Origin of the sequence: Paenibacillus chitinolyticus NBRC 15660 (assembly GCF_000739915.1) — a bacterium.
In the GTDB taxonomy this organism is placed as follows: Bacteria; Bacillota; Bacilli; order Paenibacillales; family NBRC-103111; genus Paenibacillus_F; species Paenibacillus_F chitinolyticus.
Genome location: NZ_BBJT01000003.1, coordinates 100,566 through 120,581 on the forward strand (window position 1 = coordinate 100,566; position 20,016 = coordinate 120,581).

A 20,016-nucleotide genomic window follows, 5' to 3' on the forward strand; every position below is an offset into this window, starting at 1 on the left:
CTTTTGTTTTATATGCTACCTTTATTTTAAATAGTTTGCTAAGAGCAAATTATAAAATGATAATGGAGGTATGCAATTTAGTGCGTATGATTGGAGCTTCTTTTGCTAGTTGGCAAGATAATTATTATGATGGGGTTGAAAATGACGAGTTTGAATACCGTGGTTTAGAAAAAGAGATGTACGATGAATATATAAACGATACTTCAGACGATTATTTGTTGGCACTTAAAAGGCAAGGAGGTAAAAACAATCAGTCTAGATAAACAAATTTATCTATATAGTGTAGATACAAGCGCTTTTTATGACGAATTCGAATACAAAATACATAAAAAACTAAATAAATATTATATTCTAAAAAAGAGTATAAAAATCGCTCTCAATACTGCAAAAAAAGATCAAGCAAAGAGAGTACTAAGTAAAATCGGTATCAGAATTAAGAAATATAAACTTCTCCTCGAAGAGAAATTGAGCAAAAACACTAATGCTCGCAAATTACGCGAGGACCATCTTATTTCAAGTAAACTTGTCACCGCTTTTGAATCCACTCTTACCCGGACAATAAATGCTCAGATAAATTGTATCTGTGCCGATCTAATAATTGTGCGCACTTATTATCTTAAAGTGCTTGAAAATCTCATAACACAAGGATTTATATTTAAAAATGAAAAGTATGTATATTTAACAGCATCAGCTGGTCAGATACGCACTAAAAAGACAGTATTTATCAAGGAGAGTTTATTACAAAAACACCGTGATACATTGACATGCGGTTTAACAGTTGAAAAAATAAATAGTCTCGGTGGAGTAAACATAAATAAATACCTTGCCTATCTTGCGCTATGCTTTAGTGCTTCAGATCCTTGGAAGGACTTCAATATTGATCGAGCAATTGTAGTTGATGATATGGAAACCAATGTGCGAAGCGTTGTGGATTTTGTCGATGACAAGAGTTATGAGATTACGCGGCAACAGATGGATATACCAATTAATCATACCGATGGTTGCGGAATGGTTCTGCCGAGAAAAAATAAAAAAAGCATGATGGTTCGGCTTCCCTGGGTTAAGGGGCTACTTGTCCCTTTCCCTTTTGATAAATTCATTAGAGAAAAAAGTAAAAGCTCAAAAGTAAAAGACATTTACGGCAAGGAGTACGATATTATAAAAGACCGAATTGAGGTCATCTTTACAAAGAGTCAATTCAAGATGTGGAAATACTATTCTTCGTGGGATGAATACAGAGCGTTCTACAAACTTCATGGTTGTCACGCAAGTAAGTGCAACGAAGAAGATGACGTTTTTAGAAAAGCTAAACTTAATTATCAAATGTTACAGACGCTTACCGACTTTTCAGATAACGAATTAATGTCTGTAAGTGCAAAGACGATTGAGAAGATAAACAATATCGGCAGAGATCGCGATACCATGCTAAGTATTCTTGGGGTAAAAGAGAGCAATAACAAGGATTATTTCCAACAAGCGCTGGAGTTATATCCCGAATTACTTAACGATACATATAGCAGAGAAGTTCTAAAACAGGTCAAGAAAAGCATCGTCAAAGAAGCCAAATCAGGAAAAATTGACGTAGAAGGTTACTACACATTTGTATCTCCAGATCTTTATGCGTTCTGCGAGTATCTATTTCTAAATGACTTAACACCCGCGGGACTACTTGATAATGGCCAAGTTTACTGTAGTTTGTTTAAAGAATATTCAACTCTCGATTGTCTTAGGAGTCCTCATTTATATCGAGAGCACGCAGTGCGTCAGAATATTGTCGATAAAGAAAAAAGTCGATGGTTTGTTACTAAAGGAGTCTATACTAGTTGTCATGATCCTATAAGTAAACTTCTTCAGTTCGATGTGGATGGCGACAAGAGTCTTGTCTGTGCGGACAGCGTTATTATTGATGTAGCCAAGAGAAATATGAAAGAAATTGTTCCTTTGTATTACAATATGTCCAAAGCTGAGGCTCAAATGATAACCGATGCCGAAGTTTATAATGGCTTAGCTGCCGCTTACACCGGCGGCAACATCGGGCTCTATAGCAACAATATCACTAAGATTTGGAACAGTGAAAATCCTAATCTGGACGTAATTAAGCTACTCTGTTGTGAAAATAACTTTGTGATTGATTATGCTAAAACATTATATAAACCAACAAGACCTGACAGTATGGCAAAACTAATTAAAGGCTACACTAAGGCTAAAAATCCTAACTTCTTTATTTATGCAAAAGATAAATCTAAGGATAGTGTAGAAAATGCCAACGCTAGTGTAGTGAATAGATTGCAAAAATTGATTCCTAATCCACGACTGAATTTTCGAGCTGCAAACTTAGGACAATTTACTTACAAAACGCTTTTAAGCGACACAAACAAATACATAGATGTATCGAAAGAAAATAATTTAATTGAGAAATTTAAAGAGCTTGATTTGAAACGAAGATTCTTTTCTCTTGTTGATGAAGAAGACCTATACAGCAAATCTTATCGGTATAAGGAAATCAGAGATATTCTACTCGATTATAATACAAATATTAATTATATTGTGGACGTATTAGTTGAGTATTTGTATGTGTATAAAAAAAGTAGCTATAAAACAACACTTTGGAGCAGTTTTGGAGATGTCATTGTTGAAAACATCAAAAGAAACGTGACTCACCCTTTAAAAGGCGGCTATATTTTGTGTAATGTATGTGGGGATAGGATTTTAGAAACAAGTAACCGAAGAAAATATTGTGAACGCTGCTGGAAAGAGGAACAAAAAAGGATAAAAAGAGAAAGTTGGCACAAGCATAAAAGTAAATATAGAAAAACCTGCTAGAATTTTAGAAAGATGCTGTAACCCTTGCTACGCTTGGCTTTCTGTTGATTATAGTAGCATAAAATTAAAAATTACATACCTATATTGGCTTATTTAAAGCCTTTTTAGTCAAATCGCTTAATCGTATTAAAGGGAGATGTATATCAACAACCAGCGCAGAAAACTTGAGTGATGTTCACTCCTTCCTAATTCATTTAAACAATTGCTTTAACCGATATAAAAATATTGAAATTTATAAAGGAGAACGATGATTATGAATAAAGACCAATTAGTAAAACAGGTAGCAAATGATACCAACTTAAGCAATAAAGATGTCGATCTAACAATCAATCATGCCTTAGAAGTAATTAAGCAGGCACTGTCAAATGGAGACAAAGTTACACTTCATGGTTTCGGCAGCTTTGAAAATCGAACTCGTGCTGCACGCAAAGGTCGTAATCCTCAAACCGGCGAAGAGATGCTGATTCCGGAATCTAAGAGACCAGCATTTTCTGCAGGAAAAAAATTTAAAGACGCCCTTAATTGCAAATAATACTTTGATAATCCACCCCTCGTCATGTGCGAGGGGCTTTGTTCGTTATTCGTTAAGTAAATAAAATAATAATTTCATGGGAGTGAAAGCGCTAGATGTCAAAAAAGAATCATGATAAAAGCTCGTTCAATCGGACGGGTTTATTTGATTATGAAAAAATGACTATTAACTATGAAGATAAGAATGGAGTTTACACTTTTAACCTGAAATCCGCCCTCGAAAAGTTAGACGGTCAAAATATTTCCCTCAGTGTTGAAGCCGAGACTCCTGCAGCCATAGTTGACGAGGAATAAGATATGGATCAACCAGAAACATTTAGGAAGCCGGGCGAAGACTTAGACGATTATCTTGTCCGTCTCGGAGATAACTTTGATTTATACGGTTTGACATGGACTACCGCCTCTTCCCTGCTCAACTCAGAGGCAGAAGATGAATATAGTGAGTCAAAATGGAGAAAAGACTATAACTGTTATTTACGATGGAAAGATAAATTAACTCTTAAGTTATCCAATGACGGAGAGTATCTACAAGAAATTCATGATAAAACAACTGAATTACTTAAGGAAAAAATACGACTCCAAGACCAGAAGCGAGAATATACAACTACTGTTCGATACCAGGCTCGTTTTGAACATCTAAAAAATGAAATACATAAGTCAATTCTAGCATTGGCAAAAATTAAACCCTTAAACTTTCAATCACCTGCACCGGTATTTTCAGATGTCAGAGCAAACATTTTATGGTCGGATTGGCACTACGGCAGCGATTTTAAAAACAGTCTCAATGAATACAACCCGGATATTTTCAGAGCCAGGCTACAAAGATTAGTTTCCCAAACCATAAAATATATCAAACTGCACAAAGTTAATACTTTGACAGTTGGAGCTCTTGGCGATTTCCTTGCTGGCGCTATCCATATATCTAACCGTGTACAATCCAGCGAGACGATTATCGAACAAATCCAAGTCGTTTCCGAAGCTCTTGCAGAGTCATTAGCCGAGCTATCAAAACATGTGCAGCAGATTTGCTTTATCAATATCATTGGTAACCACGCTAGGCTAATACCGAACAAAACCGAATCTATTTTAAATGAAAACCTTGAAAACCTAATCCCTTGGTATCTGCATAGTCGCTTAAAAGATTTCAAGAATGTCGAGATATGCCAGGATACAGACGGCTATTATGTAGACAATTCCTTCTCGCCTAGCCATGTTTACGTTCATGGAGATTTAGACCATGTGTCAAGCGTAGCTAAAACAATCCCCCAGGTTATTGGTGTTGTACCGAGGTATATTTTCTGCGGGCACATCCATCATGACACAGTAAAGGAGCATGGCAGAACTAAGGTTATCTCGAATGGGTCGTTAATTGGTGTAGATGATTACGCTGTATCTAAACGCTTATACGCTGAACCAATGCAAAAAATGCACATATTTAATGGTGACAGAATTGAGTACACCATTGATATCCCACTGAATAGATGTGATGTGAATGAAAAATGATATTTCTCCAATTAACGTAATCGTTCTAAGTGATTTTGAAAAAGAATCCGATTGTATGATAGCTGCATGTTTGGATATCTTGGAAACTTGCAAGTCAAGAATTGATAATGAGTCGGTATTACGTATGGTTGCACAGGAAATACGGGAGATTACCTTGCGCGAAATCCTTACAAAAGAAATACAGATGAAAGCGGCAATTCTCGAACAAACAAAGAGTTGGTAAGCATATGAGCAAATATCAAGCACATCAGATCGAAATGATTTGGTGTGTTTTCATTTATTCATAAAAGAATGTGGGTAACTCTTTTTAAAGGGTTTATAAATAGGTTTCTCTCCCCCCTACTCACCTTCTTTATTATCTAGGGGGATATTTAAGGTGGTGAAATAATGCCAAAACTAAAAAACAATGCTCCAACTATTGAAGAATCAAAAGATAAAACATGTACTTCTTGCGGGAAAACTAAAAAAATGAGAATAGACTTTTATATGTCAAATTCAAAACATCATTCTGACAGGCGCTATCCTGTATGTAAGGTATGTATTAAGAAAGATTTGAATATTAACGAACAGAGTAGTATTCGATCTGTTCTACTAGAGATGAATAGACCCTTTCTTTTTAACGTTTGGTCTAATGCATTGATTGAAGCTGAAAAAAAGAACTCAGACCCTTTTGGACTCTACCTTAAAAGTATCCAATTATCATATAAAGAATTGACCTGGCCAGATTCAGATGTGGAGTATGTGGGGCCTCTAATCGAAAACAAAATAAATCCAACAGCTACTTCTGATCAAATAAATATCTTAATCAACACAAATGATAAAAGGAACGAAGAAGATGTAGTAACCATGCTTGGATACGATCCCTTTGTAGTTGAGACGGCAGCAGATAGAATATTTCTATTTGGAAGACTTGTCGATTTTCTAGATGAAAGTACGTTAGAAGACGGTTTTAAGCTGCCAGCAGTTGTTGAAATAGTTAAGACATTCCATCAAATAGATAAAATAAATGCTCAGCTATCCTCTATTATGACGGATTCGAAATCTGTTGCAAGTAATATTGGAGGCATTACATCTCTTGTCAATGCTAAAGAGAAAATGCTTAAATCTGTTTTAGCTCTAGCAAAAGATAATGGTATCTCTGTAAATCATAACAATAATAAAAGTAAAGGCTCTGGCACTCTTTCAGGTATTATCAAAACCCTCCATGAAAATGGATTTGACGAGGCGCAAGTTAACCTCTTCGATATTGAAACTTCCGAAGGAATGTTACAGGTTGCAGACATCAGCAATCGAAGTATCTTAAATCAGCTACAATTTGATGAAAATGATTATGTTTCAATGCTAACTGAACAAAGAGAATTGATTCAGGAACTAGATAAAAAAGTTTTGGCTCTTGAGGAAGAAAATAGATTATTAAAAAGAAATGAAAAGAAACAGGGCTTAGGCAATGATAAATAAAAATATGTCACAACGAAAAATTGATGGCTATTTAAAATTAGTAGAAGTTATTCAATGGGGCAGAAGATACCCCGTCCGATTTGTAGAACGTTTTTTTGGCATTGAGCTTCTCGACTATCAAAAATACATCTTTATGCAAAGCTGGTCTACCCCTTTTGTACTTTGGGTTATGAGCCGGAATGCTGGGAAAACTACTCTTGGCTCCCCTTTCATCATGGCAAAAAGTCTATTGGTTCCTAATTTGCAAGTATACATATTGGCAGGCGTGGGTAGTCAAAGCCAGGAAATGTTTATGAAAATTGAAAAAATTGCAAAAAGAGAAATTGCCTCATTTACCGGTTTAACAGATATATTTTATAACGAAACAATTAAAAGTGCCGCGAATACAGACGGCTTTACACACAATCCCGCCTCATTTCAGTACAAATTATATAATAACAGCGCTGTTAACTCTCTAAATGGAGCTTTTGATAATAACCGCTCTAAGCGTTCTAATCTAAACTTTTATGACGAAAGCGGATTTGCTCCCGATGATTTATTCTTAACCTCCGAACCTTTTACTGTGCAAAATAGCGATTTTAGACTTGGCGGCGAAGTTGATGTAACTATGTTGCCAAAACAATTTCCCAATCAATTAATTTATGCGTCTTCTGCATCATCGACTGATACATATTTTTTCAGTAAGTATCGTGATTTTGCGCAAAAAATGTTTCTCGGTGACAAAAGGTACTTTGTAGCAGATATTAGTTGTGATTTGGTGATTAATGCCACACATAACGGTAAGAAGTACCCTGTTTCACTCCTATCGCAAGAAACCGTTGACGCCGCGATGCGAGATAATAAAGAAAAAGCTATGCGCGAGTATAAAAATGTTTTCTCCACTGAAGGAGGAAATGATCAAATTGTTAAACGTGCAGCTATCATCAGAAACTCCGAATTACGCCCTCCCACCTTAGCAAATGAAGGGGGATCAAGGTATATAATTGCATATGATCCCGCTCGAAGTTATGATAATTCGGTTGCTATTGTTGGAGAAATTATATGTGATGAGCAAATTGGATATAAATTAAAAATATGCAATGCTGTTAGTTTTTCAGATATGGCAAAAAAGAAAAAGACACCTATGCGTACTCCGGAACAAACCGAATTCATTAAACAAATGATATTAGACTATAATGGTGCAGGTTTTGCTGATTACGAGAACATAGAAGCTTTATTAATTGATTCGGGCGCAGGTGGAGGCGGTACGATTATCTCCGACTACTTTATGGAACAATGGCTTGATAAGGGCGGCCGTCTTCATAAGGGATTAATCGATAAGATCGAATCGGCAGACTATATAAATAAGTTTCCTTCTGCTGTAGACAAAATAAAACTTCTTTCTCCAAAAAAATACAAAAAAGATATGTTTGAAGCACTAATTGAAATGATGAATCTGGACTTAATTTCATTTACGGATACTTATGATAATAAGGGCATTATCCTTACCAACAGACTCGATGATAAAGGCAATGTAACAGAAAGTAAATACAAGTTGTCCAATGATGAGATTACATCATTAATTCAATTAGATCTGGCAAAAGAAGAACTGGTTAGCATCTATCGATTTGAAAGCACAAACGGAAATTGCCGATATGATTTACCGCCCGACAAGCAAAGCAAAATGCATGACGACCGAGCATATTGTGTTGCAATGCTTGCCTGGTATCTTCAACAGCTTAGACGCGAAAGCATTACAAATAAGTCTCGACCCAAAAGCGACATTTCAAGGTATGTATTTTATAACTAGAAATTCAAGGAGGTGAGCCAATATCGGTCCACCAACAAGAGATGTAGTCCAATATGAAAAATTATCGCAAGGGATATATGCACTATCTTACAAAACAAATTCGACTAAGCTAAAGTTTACCAAAGACCAGGTATTCTCAATACTGGAGAGCAACGATGAAGAGAAGTTACGAAATGCATCTCACTACTTCTTCTCTATTTCAGGCCAATATAGAAATTTAATACAACACTATTCCACTATTCTAACTTACAGCTACCTCACAATACCCAGAGTAAAAGATAAATCATTATATAGTAATGTTAGGTTCCAAAACGACTTTCAAAAAGTTCTTGACTATACAGATAAAGCCTACATCGAGGAATCCTGTAGATTCATTGCGTTAGTGACTTTAATGGATGGAGTATTCTATGGTTATGAACGCCAGTTAGATGACGTTATTACTCTACAGCAGCTCCCTCCGCAATTTTGTCGATCTAAATATAAAATAAATGGTTCTTATGCTATTGAGTTTAATTTACGCTTTTTCGATACGTATAAAGATATCCAATTGAAGTTAAAGTTGTTTGAAATGTTCCCTGAAGATTTTTTGCAATTATACCTGGATTATAAAGATGGAAAATCGACCGAATGGGTTCAATTAAATCCGAGTTATGCAAGATGTCATAAATTTCAAGATGACGCCAGACCAATGTTGGCAGACATATTCCCTGAGTTAATAAACCTTAAGGAATACAAAGAATTAGATAAATCAAAAACAAAAATGGATTTATATAAATTGATCGTTCAGAAGCTTCCAGTAGATGACGATGGAGAACCTACGATTTTATTAGAAGAAGCTAAGGCGCTACATTCTAATGCCAAAAAAATGATTTCACAAGAAGGTATAGATGTACTAACAACTCCCCTCGAAGTTCAAGGTGTTAACCTGCAGGAACGAGGATCGACAATCAATGACAACATTAATAGAGCAAATAATATGGTTTTTGATGAAGCCGGTGCTTCACGAATTATATTCAATGGAGGTTCCGATGGTGGCAGTATTGGACTTTCATACTCCATTAATGTAGACGAAAACACGATGTTTCCATTACTTGACCAATTTAAAAGATGGTATGACAACAAGTTTAAATCGTTAGTTAATACAAAAAATTATTGGTTTGAAAATCTATTTCCTGAAGTCACAAGATTTAACTGGAAGGAAAAATACGATCAGTATAAAGATGCTGCTACGCTTGGTTATTCAAAGTTATTGCCCATTGTAACAATGGGTATAAAGCAAACCACATTCTTAAACCTGCTTCAATATGAGAATGATTTGCTAGGTTTGAATGATTTAATGTCCCCTCTTCGCTCTACTCATACGCAAAGTGGTGAACAAGGGCGACCAGAGCAAGGTGAAAAATCTTTAAGCGAAAAAGGAATAGAAACGAGAAATAAAAATGGGAATAAAAATAGATCTAAATAGGAAAGGAGGTGTTAAGAATGAATCTTACAGTCAGCACGAGTCTCCCTATCACCTTCGAGCAGATTGAGAAGTTACCTGATTCGCGCTTTACAAAAGTAAAAATATATCTTTGTCATACAGGAAAAAACTTAAATAACTCGTATTTTGAAAAGAGTGTAATTGAAGAAGCTATTCCATCATTGGCAAACATTCCTATCCTTGGTTTTATACAAGTAGATAATCTTAATGAAGCAGATTTTAAAGGTCACGAACAGCGACTTATGATTGATGAAAACGGAGTAACTGTTGAGTATTTAGGTAGGGCCTATGGTGTTATCCCAGAAGACAATAGAGCTTACTTTGAAAATAAGCTGTGCGATGATAATGTTACGAGAGAGTTTCTAGTTGTTGAAGGAGTCTTATGGAACAAATTTAAAGACGCAACCGAGATTATTATTAATAATGACTCTCGTCCACAATCTATGGAGCTAGCGCCATCTTCAATTGAAGGCAACTTCAAAAAAGATGGTGTTTTCTATTTTTCTAAATTTCAATTTGAAGGCGCATGCATTTTGGGATCTAATATTACTCCGGCAATGCGCGGATCTGTAATTGAAAATGTAGATTTTAGTCTTAATAGCGCTTCACTTCAATCCATGTTGAATGAATTTAACACAACATATTCAGAATTAAATCAACCCTCTAAGGAGGATGATAATAAATATAAAGGAGGAGTTAACTTGAACGAAAAATTGGAGCTGTTCAAGAAATTTCCGACTCTTAAAGATGAAGACATTGCTGAACTTAAAGCAAACATTGAGCAATACTCTCTTGAAGAATTAGAAACAAACTTGAATCAGATCGTTAAGTCACAAACAGATAGCAACACTTTCTCTCTTACTGCACAGCAACTCCAACAGGAAATTAGAGGAGCATTAACTCTAGAGCGAGTGATTGATAAATGGAATGACAGTGTTCGTGCTTACTGGTATATAGATCATGATGATAATAGAGTATATGCTGAAGACACTCAAGATGGTTATCTTCCAGTTGGTCTTAACTATACAAAAAGTGGCGACTCAGTAGTTATTGATTTTGAAAGTAAGAAAAGGATCAAATGGGTCCCCCAGGATCTAGAAGAAGGCATTGAAACTGCTGTTTCCTTTGTATCTATTGATCGCAGTGCCGCTGAATTGGAAATTACAAAGAAGACTGTTGAACAGGATTTTTTCACTAAGTTAGAGGAAATAAATACTGAGTTAGACGAATTAAAGCCTCAATTTGAAGCTACGAAAGCACAGAATGAAAAATTGCAAGCTGAAGTATCTGAATATTCTTCTAATGTTGACAATGAAAAATTAAAAGTGCAAATCAATGAACTCTCTGCTTACAAACTAGCAAGAGAAAAGCAGGATAAGCTCGATGTAATTAAGAACTTCAAAGATCTTACTGATGACGAGAAGAAACCATTTCAAGATGAAGTTGATAAATATGCTATAGAAGAACTTGAAGATAAGCTCTTCTCTTTTGTTGGACGCAAGGGTCTATCTAGCTTCTCTGCGAATCGTGGATCTAAGGAATATCTAACTACATCTCTAGCTAATTTTGAGGCTCAGACTAAATCTAACGAACCCACATGGGCAAGTTTAGTCGAAGATTTTAAAAATAAAAGTAATTGAAACTAGGAGGCAATATAAATCATGGCTATTGTTAAACAACCGAGTGTATATGGTGTGGTCGAATTAAATCACATTGCAGCAGTTAAAACAGGTGAAATTAAAGCTCAATTCCCTTTGAATACAACTGATTTTGCATCTACACCAGCAGAAAATGGCATGCTATTAATCGTTGACGAAGTAATTGAAGACATCAAAAAACCAACTGGAATCACTAACTATGTCTATCTTCATGCTTCTGTAGAAAAAGACTACGAAGGCAAAGGGCGCAAACACTTCAGTGTAAAACCCGGTGAATTTCTTCCTAAATTGTTGAAATTGAAAAGAGGTGACACTTTCGAGACAAACAGCTTTGAATATGACACAGCGACCTATGCCAACTATGTGGCCATCACTGCGGCCATTAATAGCACTACAGTTTACGGAATTCCTTCTACATCTGGATACATTCGCATTGTTGCATCCCCCGGTGGTACCGAGGCAGTAACTCTAAAAGTTGTTAAAGGTGTTACTCTTCCCAACGGTGAACTCGGTCTTAAATTTGTCGTAGATAAAGGGTAGTAAATAAAAACTTAAAATACTAGGAGGATAATACACAATGGCAGATATGACAATTAAACAACTTGCGGTCGCTGTTTATAAAAAACAAGCCCCCACTAACTTCTCTTTGAATGATATGGAAGGCGCATTGCGCGATAAATTCCGCGAACTTGCTTCAGATTTTAATACTTATCGTCGTAATAAAATTGAGATTTTTGAACTCATTGAGCAAGTAATCGATGAAGTCGCACCTAAAAAAATTATCGAAGCAATTGGTATGTTCGCAGAAGTCAAAACTTATGGTCAAGGTGAGCGCGCGCGCTTCAAACGTAAGCTTGGTCGTAATAATGTTAGACGCTTCATCACACGTGTTGGACTTGGTGGAATTTACGAACGTGTACGCTTGGATAGCGATTATGTAGACGTTGCCACACATGCTTACGGCGGGGCTGCATATGTGGAATTCGAACAATTCCTAGATGGAACGATGGATTTCACCGATTTGGTCAATCTCATCATCGATGGAATTGAATATAAAATTTTAGAAGAAGTACAAGCAGCACTCATCGCTACTTTTAATGGCCTTCCCGCAGCCAATAAAGCATCGGGTGCAGCTTTTGATGCGGCAGAAATGAGACGCTTGATTACAACTATTAAGGCATATGGCGGTAATGCGAACATCATTTGTACACCAGAATTCGCCGGTACAATTACGCCTGCATCTGGATTTGTCGGTGACCCAGACAAGGCAGATATGCGCAATCAAGGATATATTGGCCGTTTTGAAGGTGCGAATGTAATCGTACTTCCACAATCCTTTACTGATTCCAGTAACACAACCAAAGTTCTCAATCCTCAATTTGCTTTCATTGTACCTACCGGTGGTACAGAAGATGAAAAAATTGTAAAAGTGGCTCTTGAGGGGCAGACAGTTGTAAAAGAAGTACAAAATGCCGATGATTCCATGGAATTCCAAGCATACAAAAAAATCGGTAGCAATATTTTGTTCACTAATTACTTTGCGGTTTATAAGAACACGGCTCTACAATAACATCCATTTTTGAGGACGGATAATCCCGTCCTCTATTATTAAATTATAAAGGGAGCGAATATTTCAATATGGCAAATCGAAAACTAACTGATAAAACTATGGTCTCAGTCTTTAATAATAACGGCGGTGTTGTATTCTATTATTCTGAACTCAATAGAGTAAAACGAAGATGGGATAAGCCAAACGTAGACAAGAAAATATCTCTTGAAGAATTGAAAGAACTAGTAAATACCGCGGGTGGTTATGAACTTCTACGTGATGACCTTTTAATCACAGACATTGATGTGCGCGAAGAATTAGGTCTACCCGTAGAAAAAGAATATATGCTTGATGATCAAGGAATCAAAGAATTGCTCTGTAGATCACAAGAAGATTTGGAAGAAGTTCTTAGTAATGCTTCAGACGCAATCAAAGAAAAAATTGCACATGTTGCGATACTAATTCAACTTGCCGACTTGAATAAAATTGAAGTCATAAAGGCCAATACTGGCATCGATATTCTTTCTGCAATCCAACAAGGAAAAGAAGATCAAAAAACAGGCGTAAAGACTAAATAAAGGAGAGGTATGCTTGCCCACTCCATTTTCTAAGGTGTTTTCTATTTTCACTGGTAAAATTCAAGATGACCTCTACTCTATCCTTTCTGTAGAGGAAGCCGAACTTGATATGATAGATTTGTTAAATGAATCAATCGTTAAATTTGAATTCCCTAAAGAGGATATAAGAAATAAAGACGACTTAATTAAGGAGTTCATAGAAGATTTATCATTAGGCACTATTAGTATTCTTGGTAATCTTATGGTACTTGAATGGCAAGACCGCCAGATAAACAATATTTCCCTAATTAAACAGCGTATGTCCAGTAAAGACTTTAAGTTTACTTCTCAAGCTAATCATTTAGAAGCTCTTCTAAAACTTAGAGAAGAAACGGAGAGACGTGTGTTCAAACTAAAAAGGCAATACTCATATCTTCAAACAGGAGAAAATTATAATAAACCTGATTATAGTGGTTTAGGCGGTGGCACCTAATGAGTTGGCAAGAAAGATTTGCTCTACGTATGAACGCCATCGGCACAACCATAAGACAGCGTGAGATAAATAATGAAATTCTTAGAATAGGTGAAATTTTTAGCGACTCTCCTTCTTATGCATTAGTTTATCAGAATGACGCCGCTACTCCTGCTGATGTATGGATAACAGATAATTCAGATTCGAAGGGAACAAAAGACATAGTTTCCCAGTTAAAAGTTCCACTCTATGCCGGGGACTTAATTGAATGGAATTATGAAAAATGGCTTATTACTTCAATGGAAAGCATATCTACCATTTATTATGCTGGAACGATGTCAAAGTGCCTTGGAAATTTAAAATGGCTTAACGGCGATGGTCTTATGAGAGACACATGGTTTACATTTAATAGCATATCAAATGCTAATTCAGGCGTGAATGAGGGCCAGATCATCAATTTAGGTAACGAGTATAGGCACATTCTTATTCCTCTTAATGAGAATACAAAGTTAATAAGTAAAGATAAGAGATTTATTTTAGATCAACGCGCTTGGAAGGCAATAGGAGTAGATCGAATTAGCAAACGAGGTATTATCAATTTAACCTTAAAAGAAGATGCCGTGGCTAACTCTGATAATTTAGAGTTAGAAGTTGCGGATTACAGAGGTAATACTGCCAATTACTCATTAGCAATTATCAATGACGACCCATCTTCTATCTCCGTTGGTTTCACATTGCAACTTCGGTCAGAAGTAAAAAATAACGGAACTCTAGTCAGTAAGCCTATTATATGGTCTGCTAATAATGAAGCAGTGGCAACGGTAAATGAAAGTGGAATTTTATCAGCTCACAGTGTCGGTCAAGTAATAATTACAGCATCTTTAGCAGACAATCCTTCAATCTCAACATCTATTGATGTGACTATTGTAGATATTCCTAAACTTTACACTATTGAAATTGAGTCCAATTCCACATTACCTCACGAGATTAAGAATGGTCAGTCTAAAACATATATTGCAAAAGTATATGAAAATAGTTCATTGGTTTTGGAAAATTTAGAATGGCAGTTATTTTCTGACGATCAGATCTCCCCCACCTCTCTCGGATTGATTAATTCTCAAACCAATGAATCCTGTATTGTAAAAAATAACAGATCAAATTCCGGCTACATCCAACTGAAGGTATCTTTGGTAAAAGATGCCTCAATATATAGATGGCTACGTCTGCAAATGAAACCTCTAGTATAAGATTATTGAGGTGAATGAATGGCAAAATTTGAACAACTTAATCAATATGTAACCAATATATTTTCCGTTCTCATTGAGAATCAGGATCTTTGTAAGTTACTATTCTACGCAGTAGATGATCCACTTTCTGAAGTGGATCTGACAGAAGATCAACGCTTTGAATTATTACATACACACATTTACCCCATGCCGAAAATTCCAGGAGAACAATCTGCACAATCTAGTTTTTTAAGCATCTATTTTGACAACTTCAAATTGGCCAATGAAAACAAAGGAATAAAAGACAGTAGCCTAGTAATTGATATCCTTATTCATAACGAAATATGGAATTTACATGGGACAGGTCTTTTCCGTCCATACTCTATTTTGAGTGAGATCGATAAGATGGTTAACAATGAACGAGTAGCCGGTATAAAAAAAATGGAATTTGACAGAGGTAGACTTATCCGTTACAACGCGGATTATTCTGGCTACCAGGTAACCTATAGTATGTCGAGCGTTAATTGATGGAATCCGTTAAGTACATATTGGGCAAACCTGAATTAGAAAAAGACGCCGGTTTTATTTACCCTGTCAAAGTAAAAGACTACGACGAGTTTAATGATTGCAGGAATGTCCTCTACATTAATAAGAATCATTTCTCTAACGAATATCAAGAATACCCTTTATTAGATCTTATAGTATACGGTTATAAAGATGTCGAGATGATACGACAGCTTAAGCTGCTTATTAAGTTAGTGACTGGTCACGATCCTCTACTTCACGAAGACAATAATGGCTGCTCGTTTGTCATAAGTGCTGATAAGAAGGTATATAGCGGTAACTATGAAAACTTTCGTAGAATTGTCATGCGACAGAACCTCCTGTTTGAGCAAAAGGTTTACAAAAATAAGCTCACTCAAGAATGGGCTAATAAGGCTATTGAAGCTAAAAGTAAAAACGGTATCCCTATCACCTTCGAAGACATGATTACAACGGTCTCTGTAATTACTGGTAAAACCTACGACCAAATTGGGGAACAAACCATCTATCAATTAACCGCTGATTTCAAACGCATAGCGAGAGATAAGAGTTATCACACTTCGATTGCGATGAAATGTGCTGGTGCTGAAAAAGTTTCTATCGAGCATTTTGCAGAGGAAATCAATATGTTTGAAAATCCATATGACAATTTGTTCGTCGGCAAGGAAAACCTAAATCAATTAAATAAAGCACTAAGAAATTAAAAGGGCATTTGGCTCTTTATTTTTTTTATAGGAGGAATAACTAGTGGCATTGATTGCAGACGTATTTATTGCACTTTTAGTTGACCCGAGTGGTCAAACTTTTGCATCAACTACTCTTCAAAGTGGAGATATTGATTTTAACGTAAAAGAAAATGAGGTTCGAGGTGGACGCGGTAATGCACTACAAGGCGTTCTTCATTCTGACAGAGATATTTCTGTCAAGATGACTGACAGTCTATTCCGTTATGATTGGATGGCCCGTCAACTCGGTCAGTCTATTGTAACAGGAGCAGGCAGAGCGTATGCTATGCCAGAATGGTACACTGCCAGCGGTTCAAGCACAATCAAAATTTCGCTTCCTGAAGCACCGATTGCTGATACTTTGGTAATTTACAAAGCTGACGGGACCCTTGTCCCAAAAGCCAATTATACACTCTCTAATAAAGATGTAACCTTTACAACAGGTGTTACTGCAGGTGAAAAAGTTGATGTTAGGACTTATCAATATGCAACTTCTGCAAAGACAGAAACCATTAACATTGACAACAGTGTATTTGCAAAAGGTACAAAACTAATTCTTGAAACTTTAGAAATTGATAACGATGAAACCCCTCTGTATAAGATCCAATACATTTTCGAAAGCGCAGTCCCTACGGGCAATTTCTCGATTAAGACAGCTTCCGAGCGCAACGGTCAGGCGCAGCAATTTGATTTAAAAGTGCTTAAACCTAAAGACAGTAATGTGATTGGACAAGTACTTCGTATTCCACTTACTTAGTCCTTATCTTCCTGGGAAGACGCCACTTCGGTTTCTTCCCATTTTTTTATCTTGACAATGAAATACACATTTTATGACTTATCGCCACTTGCCGAGCTCAAAACTACGAACGATTAGAATTTAAATACATAGTCCCCTACTTAATTAAATTGGAGGAAAATATAATGAATAGACTAACACTCACGAGTGATTCTATTAACGCCCTCGATACAGACTACGACATGCTTCAAAAAGTAGACTTTAAAGATGGAAGCTACACTGAAATTTATAAATCTTTTCGACCAACCAAGATAGATGAAATGGTAAAGTCGCTTGCAAACTTTATAACTCAATATGAGAAACATCAAGGAAAAATTAATGACAACAAAATGTTTTACAGTCTTTTATATCTTCACATAGTTATTTATTTTTCCAAATTGATCCCCGAGTTGCCAACAGACTTTCCTACTAAACTTGATCTCTTCCTTAAGCTACTCGATAATCAGTATGTCGTTGAGCTTGAAGAAAGCTTCGATGTAAGCGAGATCGCTAAAGTTTATTCGGTAATTGAAAAAAGCCTCCGCATTCACAAAGAGGCAACGAAGCAAATCAATGCAGCAAGAGAAGAAGTCAGAAATAATCTGGACAATCTTGAACTCCAAAATAGCGATATTTTTGAGAATCTAAAAGACACTGTATCCAATGAAAGAGTTCAATAATTTAACGGATACTCTATCTTTTTTGCAGCAACAGATCAATTCATCGCTCAAAGAAGAGGTTTCTGATTTAACAGTGAAGACACTTCAAGAGAATATGCAGAAAGAAGTTTACGATGTGTATCAACCCAAAAAATATGATCGATCGGGTTATCAAGGTGGATTAATTGATCCTTCGAACATCGAAGTTAAAATAAATGGAAGTTTATTATCTGTAGAATCAGTGAGAAATGATGAGGACCGAAATGTAAGTGAAATTGTTGAGACTGGTAAGGGTTACACTTACAATTTTGAGTATGCAGGTAAGCCACGCCCCTTCACTGATACAACAAGAGAAGAATTAAGAGAATCTAATAAATTAATTCATAGTATGAAGAACGGACTGCATAAAAGAGGCATCAAGACAGATTAAGGAAGTGAATGGATGGCAGAAGTTGAAAAATTGCCCGAAGTAACAGAGGAAGAATGGAATAGTGTAAACGAATATAACATAGAGATTGTGGATGAGTTTCTCCAACAGCAGCACCTCTCCCCTCAAACTTTAAAACAGTATGAATCAGCATTGAAAATCTTTTTCCGCTTTGTTAGAGAGAAATGTAAGAACGCACCTCTTTATGAATTGAAACCTAAGCATGCACTTCAGTATCAAAACTTTTTGATGAGTAGAGGACTATCTTCTAGTGCCGTTAAATTAAAACGATCAGCAGTCTCTTCCCTATGCGGCTATTTAGAAGTTTATTATGCAGACGAACATCCATTGTTCCGTAACATTTATAACAAGAAGATACCTAATCCACCCAAAACAGCAAGACATGAGAAAAAGCCGCTTTCTCAGGCTGAAATAGATAATTTGATACATGTATTAGAAGAAAGATCAGAGTGGCAAATGCTTGCGTATGTTTTATTTAGTTATGATTCAGGTTGTCGAAGAGGAGAAACACGTCAACTCCTAAAAGAAGTTGCCACTTACCAGTATTCCAAGGATATGAAAACTGGAGAAGAAAAGAATTACTACCTGACCCATAATATCCGTACAAAAGGACGAGGAAAAGAAGGAAAGGTCAGAAAGCTAATTTTTTCAGACATGTCGATGACTGCTATCAAGAAATGGCTTTCCGTACGTGGAGACGACGACTGCCCCTATGTTTTTGTACATAAGACAAAGGCTGGAAATACTAAACAGCTCAGTCCTACAGCATTTAACGATTGGTGCACAGACGTTTTTTCGGAAATTGTTGGACGCAGGGTTCATCCCCATCAACTTCGTTCTTCTAGAGCAACAAACTTAGTAGCTGTCGAAGGTAAGGACATCGAAAAGGTAAAGAATCTGCTTGGGCATCAATCGTCCGAGACAACAAAAATCTACGTTGTTAAAGAGGGCGAAGATGATGTGGATGATCTTTTTTAACCATAAAATCAGCATTTTATAGTAAGCAAAAGATAATAAAAGTAAAACTATTGTATATTTGAATGATAACTGGTATCATCTCTTTCAAAAGGAGGAGATTGTTATCAAAATACATATAAATATCGCTAAGCTTTGGAAGCAATTGTCGCTTAATGAACAGTCTTTAAAGTGTTTTCTGAAAAATCTATAGCATTATTATCAAAACAGCCTGCATCTATTAAGGTGCAGTGTCATTTTGATAATAATAAAACCGATCTTAAAGATCGGTTAAGATAGTCCAGTTATATTTCATATTGTAATTCTTCGACATTCGTTTCTCTGCCTGCAGACTCATTAAACAACCTGACAATACCTTTTGTAAAATCGTAACTATACCCAGTCAAGAAGAGTGCTTCTTTTTTTTCATTATTTTTATCAAAATAAACCACTTGAATATATGGCTGAAGAATTTCATCTTGTTTACTTTGGTTGGCAAGACCGCTCATACCGCCCACGATTGCACCAATAGGACCAAGCAGCATACCGCCAGTTACCGCACGAAGGATAACAGATTTTTGTTTTTCGCTTAATTTTAGCTCTCTTGCAAGCAGACATCTTGCTTGAACATACCTGTCAATAGGAATTATCTGTGTGTCATTTATGGTCAGTTTATCTGAGTAAATCTTTATGTCTGCCCCTACCCCGGAATCCAAATTGGGTATTCCGCATACGTGCTTTGATTGAAATTGTCCCAAAATTCCCTTAGATTTATTTGATTTTGAAATTATCAATCCGATACTTACAGTCACCGCAAGGAGACATGCCATTATCATTAAAATCCAAATTAGCGCCATAAGGAA

The 20,016-nt window shown here is 36.2% G+C and carries 22 protein-coding genes; 21 read left to right on the plus strand and 1 reads right to left on the minus strand.

The genetic code is table 11. From position 1 onward, the window contains the following. Positions 1–80 precede the first annotated feature (80 nt). The 21 genes from PCH01S_RS06015 (at position 81) to PCH01S_RS06115 (ending at position 19,177) form a co-directional block, all read left to right on the plus strand. Positions 81–263 carry a hypothetical protein gene (locus tag PCH01S_RS06015; protein WP_129112484.1) on the plus strand — a complete coding sequence of 61 codons (183 nt, stop codon included), beginning with the start codon at positions 81–83 and terminating at the stop codon, positions 261–263. A 202-nt stretch (positions 264–465) separates the two neighbouring features. Continuing rightward, positions 466–2,823 (plus strand): RNA dependent RNA polymerase, encoded by a 2,358-nt coding sequence (locus PCH01S_RS06020; protein ID WP_241688868.1) that lies wholly within the window; start codon positions 466–468, stop codon positions 2,821–2,823. A 253-nt stretch (positions 2,824–3,076) separates the two neighbouring features. Next, positions 3,077–3,355, plus strand: coding sequence for an HU family DNA-binding protein (locus tag PCH01S_RS06025; RefSeq protein ID WP_042227691.1), 279 nt, complete (start codon positions 3,077–3,079; stop codon positions 3,353–3,355). Between the two features lie 95 nt (positions 3,356–3,450). Further along, positions 3,451–3,648, plus strand: coding sequence for a YonK family protein (locus tag PCH01S_RS06030; RefSeq protein WP_042227693.1), 198 nt, complete (start codon positions 3,451–3,453; stop codon positions 3,646–3,648). A 3-nt stretch (positions 3,649–3,651) separates the two neighbouring features. Beyond that, entirely contained in the window at positions 3,652–4,857 is a 1,206-nt protein-coding gene (locus tag PCH01S_RS06035) for a hypothetical protein (RefSeq protein WP_042227694.1), read from the plus strand. Further along, positions 4,847–5,080 (plus strand): hypothetical protein, encoded by a 234-nt coding sequence (locus PCH01S_RS06040; protein WP_042227696.1) that lies wholly within the window; start codon positions 4,847–4,849, stop codon positions 5,078–5,080. Before PCH01S_RS06035 ends, PCH01S_RS06040 begins: the two co-directional genes overlap by 11 nt. A gap of 164 nt (positions 5,081–5,244) precedes the next feature. Next, a complete protein-coding gene (locus PCH01S_RS06045) occupies positions 5,245–6,315 on the plus strand; it encodes a hypothetical protein (protein ID WP_042227697.1) in 1,071 nt (356 codons plus the stop codon). Next, complete coding sequence (locus tag PCH01S_RS29220; protein WP_053228661.1) at positions 6,305–8,104, plus strand: hypothetical protein; 1,800 nt, start codon at positions 6,305–6,307, stop codon at positions 8,102–8,104. Before PCH01S_RS06045 ends, PCH01S_RS29220 begins: the two co-directional genes overlap by 11 nt. Before the next feature lie 391 nt (positions 8,105–8,495). Beyond that, complete coding sequence (locus PCH01S_RS06055) at positions 8,496–9,569, plus strand: hypothetical protein (RefSeq protein ID WP_042227700.1); 1,074 nt, start codon at positions 8,496–8,498, stop codon at positions 9,567–9,569. Positions 9,570–9,586: 17 nt separating this feature from the next. Then, positions 9,587–11,227, plus strand: coding sequence for a hypothetical protein (locus PCH01S_RS29225; RefSeq protein ID WP_053228662.1), 1,641 nt, complete (start codon positions 9,587–9,589; stop codon positions 11,225–11,227). Positions 11,228–11,248: 21 nt separating this feature from the next. Then, complete coding sequence (locus PCH01S_RS06065; RefSeq protein ID WP_042227702.1) at positions 11,249–11,785, plus strand: hypothetical protein; 537 nt, start codon at positions 11,249–11,251, stop codon at positions 11,783–11,785. 37 nt (positions 11,786–11,822) lie between these two features. Next, positions 11,823–12,815, plus strand: coding sequence for a hypothetical protein (locus PCH01S_RS06070; protein WP_042227704.1), 993 nt, complete (start codon positions 11,823–11,825; stop codon positions 12,813–12,815). A gap of 68 nt (positions 12,816–12,883) precedes the next feature. Then, positions 12,884–13,372, plus strand: a complete 489-nt coding sequence (locus PCH01S_RS06075) for a hypothetical protein (RefSeq protein WP_042227706.1) — start codon at positions 12,884–12,886, stop codon at positions 13,370–13,372. A 13-nt stretch (positions 13,373–13,385) separates the two neighbouring features. Continuing rightward, positions 13,386–13,844 carry a hypothetical protein gene (locus tag PCH01S_RS06080; RefSeq protein ID WP_042227708.1) on the plus strand — a complete coding sequence of 153 codons (459 nt, stop codon included), beginning with the start codon at positions 13,386–13,388 and terminating at the stop codon, positions 13,842–13,844. After that, on the plus strand, positions 13,844–15,070 hold the full coding sequence (locus PCH01S_RS06085; protein ID WP_042227710.1) for an Ig-like domain-containing protein: 1,227 nt from the start codon (positions 13,844–13,846) through the stop codon (positions 15,068–15,070). The genes PCH01S_RS06080 and PCH01S_RS06085 overlap by 1 nt, the downstream gene beginning before the upstream one ends. An 18-nt stretch (positions 15,071–15,088) precedes the next feature. Further along, entirely contained in the window at positions 15,089–15,577 is a 489-nt protein-coding gene (locus PCH01S_RS06090; protein WP_042227712.1) for a hypothetical protein, read from the plus strand. Continuing rightward, positions 15,577–16,296, plus strand: coding sequence for a hypothetical protein (locus PCH01S_RS06095; protein WP_042227714.1), 720 nt, complete (start codon positions 15,577–15,579; stop codon positions 16,294–16,296). Before PCH01S_RS06090 ends, PCH01S_RS06095 begins: the two co-directional genes overlap by 1 nt. 43 nt (positions 16,297–16,339) lie before the next feature. Further along, on the plus strand, positions 16,340–17,074 hold the full coding sequence (locus PCH01S_RS06100; RefSeq protein ID WP_042227716.1) for a hypothetical protein: 735 nt from the start codon (positions 16,340–16,342) through the stop codon (positions 17,072–17,074). 164 nt (positions 17,075–17,238) lie between these two features. After that, positions 17,239–17,772, plus strand: a complete 534-nt coding sequence (locus PCH01S_RS06105) for a hypothetical protein (RefSeq protein WP_042227718.1) — start codon at positions 17,239–17,241, stop codon at positions 17,770–17,772. Then, positions 17,756–18,181: a hypothetical protein gene (locus PCH01S_RS06110; RefSeq protein WP_042227720.1), complete on the plus strand. Its 426-nt coding sequence runs from the start codon at positions 17,756–17,758 to the stop codon at positions 18,179–18,181. Before PCH01S_RS06105 ends, PCH01S_RS06110 begins: the two co-directional genes overlap by 17 nt. Before the next feature lie 12 nt (positions 18,182–18,193). Next, entirely contained in the window at positions 18,194–19,177 is a 984-nt protein-coding gene (locus tag PCH01S_RS06115) for a tyrosine-type recombinase/integrase (RefSeq protein WP_042227722.1), read from the plus strand. A gap of 281 nt (positions 19,178–19,458) precedes the next feature. Here PCH01S_RS06115 and PCH01S_RS06120 read toward each other — a convergent pair whose 3' ends face one another. Further along, positions 19,459–20,010 (minus strand): hypothetical protein, encoded by a 552-nt coding sequence (locus PCH01S_RS06120; protein ID WP_053228663.1) that lies wholly within the window; start codon positions 20,008–20,010, stop codon positions 19,459–19,461. Positions 20,011–20,016 lie beyond the last annotated feature (6 nt).

Bases quoted from the DNA above. Each gene is read 5' to 3' on its own strand.
- PCH01S_RS06025 (WP_042227691.1), top strand. From the start codon at position 3,077: ATGAATAAAGACCAATTAGTAAAACAGGTAGCAAATGATACCAACTTA.
- PCH01S_RS06070 (WP_042227704.1), top strand. From the start codon at position 11,823: ATGGCAGATATGACAATTAAACAACTTGCGGTCGCTGTTTATAAAAAA.
- PCH01S_RS06045 (WP_042227697.1), top strand. From the start codon at position 5,245: ATGCCAAAACTAAAAAACAATGCTCCAACTATTGAAGAATCAAAAGAT.
- PCH01S_RS06090 (WP_042227712.1), top strand. From the start codon at position 15,089: ATGGCAAAATTTGAACAACTTAATCAATATGTAACCAATATATTTTCC.
- PCH01S_RS06075 (WP_042227706.1), top strand. From the start codon at position 12,884: ATGGCAAATCGAAAACTAACTGATAAAACTATGGTCTCAGTCTTTAAT.
- PCH01S_RS06030 (WP_042227693.1), top strand. From the start codon at position 3,451: ATGTCAAAAAAGAATCATGATAAAAGCTCGTTCAATCGGACGGGTTTA.
- PCH01S_RS06120 (WP_053228663.1), bottom strand. From the start codon at position 20,010: ATGGCGCTAATTTGGATTTTAATGATAATGGCATGTCTCCTTGCGGTG.
- PCH01S_RS06110 (WP_042227720.1), top strand. From the start codon at position 17,756: ATGAAAGAGTTCAATAATTTAACGGATACTCTATCTTTTTTGCAGCAA.
- PCH01S_RS06035 (WP_042227694.1), top strand. From the start codon at position 3,652: ATGGATCAACCAGAAACATTTAGGAAGCCGGGCGAAGACTTAGACGAT.
- PCH01S_RS29225 (WP_053228662.1), top strand. From the start codon at position 9,587: ATGAATCTTACAGTCAGCACGAGTCTCCCTATCACCTTCGAGCAGATT.
- PCH01S_RS06115 (WP_042227722.1), top strand. From the start codon at position 18,194: ATGGCAGAAGTTGAAAAATTGCCCGAAGTAACAGAGGAAGAATGGAAT.
- PCH01S_RS06065 (WP_042227702.1), top strand. From the start codon at position 11,249: ATGGCTATTGTTAAACAACCGAGTGTATATGGTGTGGTCGAATTAAAT.
- PCH01S_RS06105 (WP_042227718.1), top strand. From the start codon at position 17,239: ATGAATAGACTAACACTCACGAGTGATTCTATTAACGCCCTCGATACA.
- PCH01S_RS29220 (WP_053228661.1), top strand. From the start codon at position 6,305: ATGATAAATAAAAATATGTCACAACGAAAAATTGATGGCTATTTAAAA.
- PCH01S_RS06085 (WP_042227710.1), top strand. From the start codon at position 13,844: ATGAGTTGGCAAGAAAGATTTGCTCTACGTATGAACGCCATCGGCACA.
- PCH01S_RS06095 (WP_042227714.1), top strand. From the start codon at position 15,577: ATGGAATCCGTTAAGTACATATTGGGCAAACCTGAATTAGAAAAAGAC.
- PCH01S_RS06055 (WP_042227700.1), top strand. From the start codon at position 8,496: ATGGATGGAGTATTCTATGGTTATGAACGCCAGTTAGATGACGTTATT.
- PCH01S_RS06040 (WP_042227696.1), top strand. From the start codon at position 4,847: ATGAAAAATGATATTTCTCCAATTAACGTAATCGTTCTAAGTGATTTT.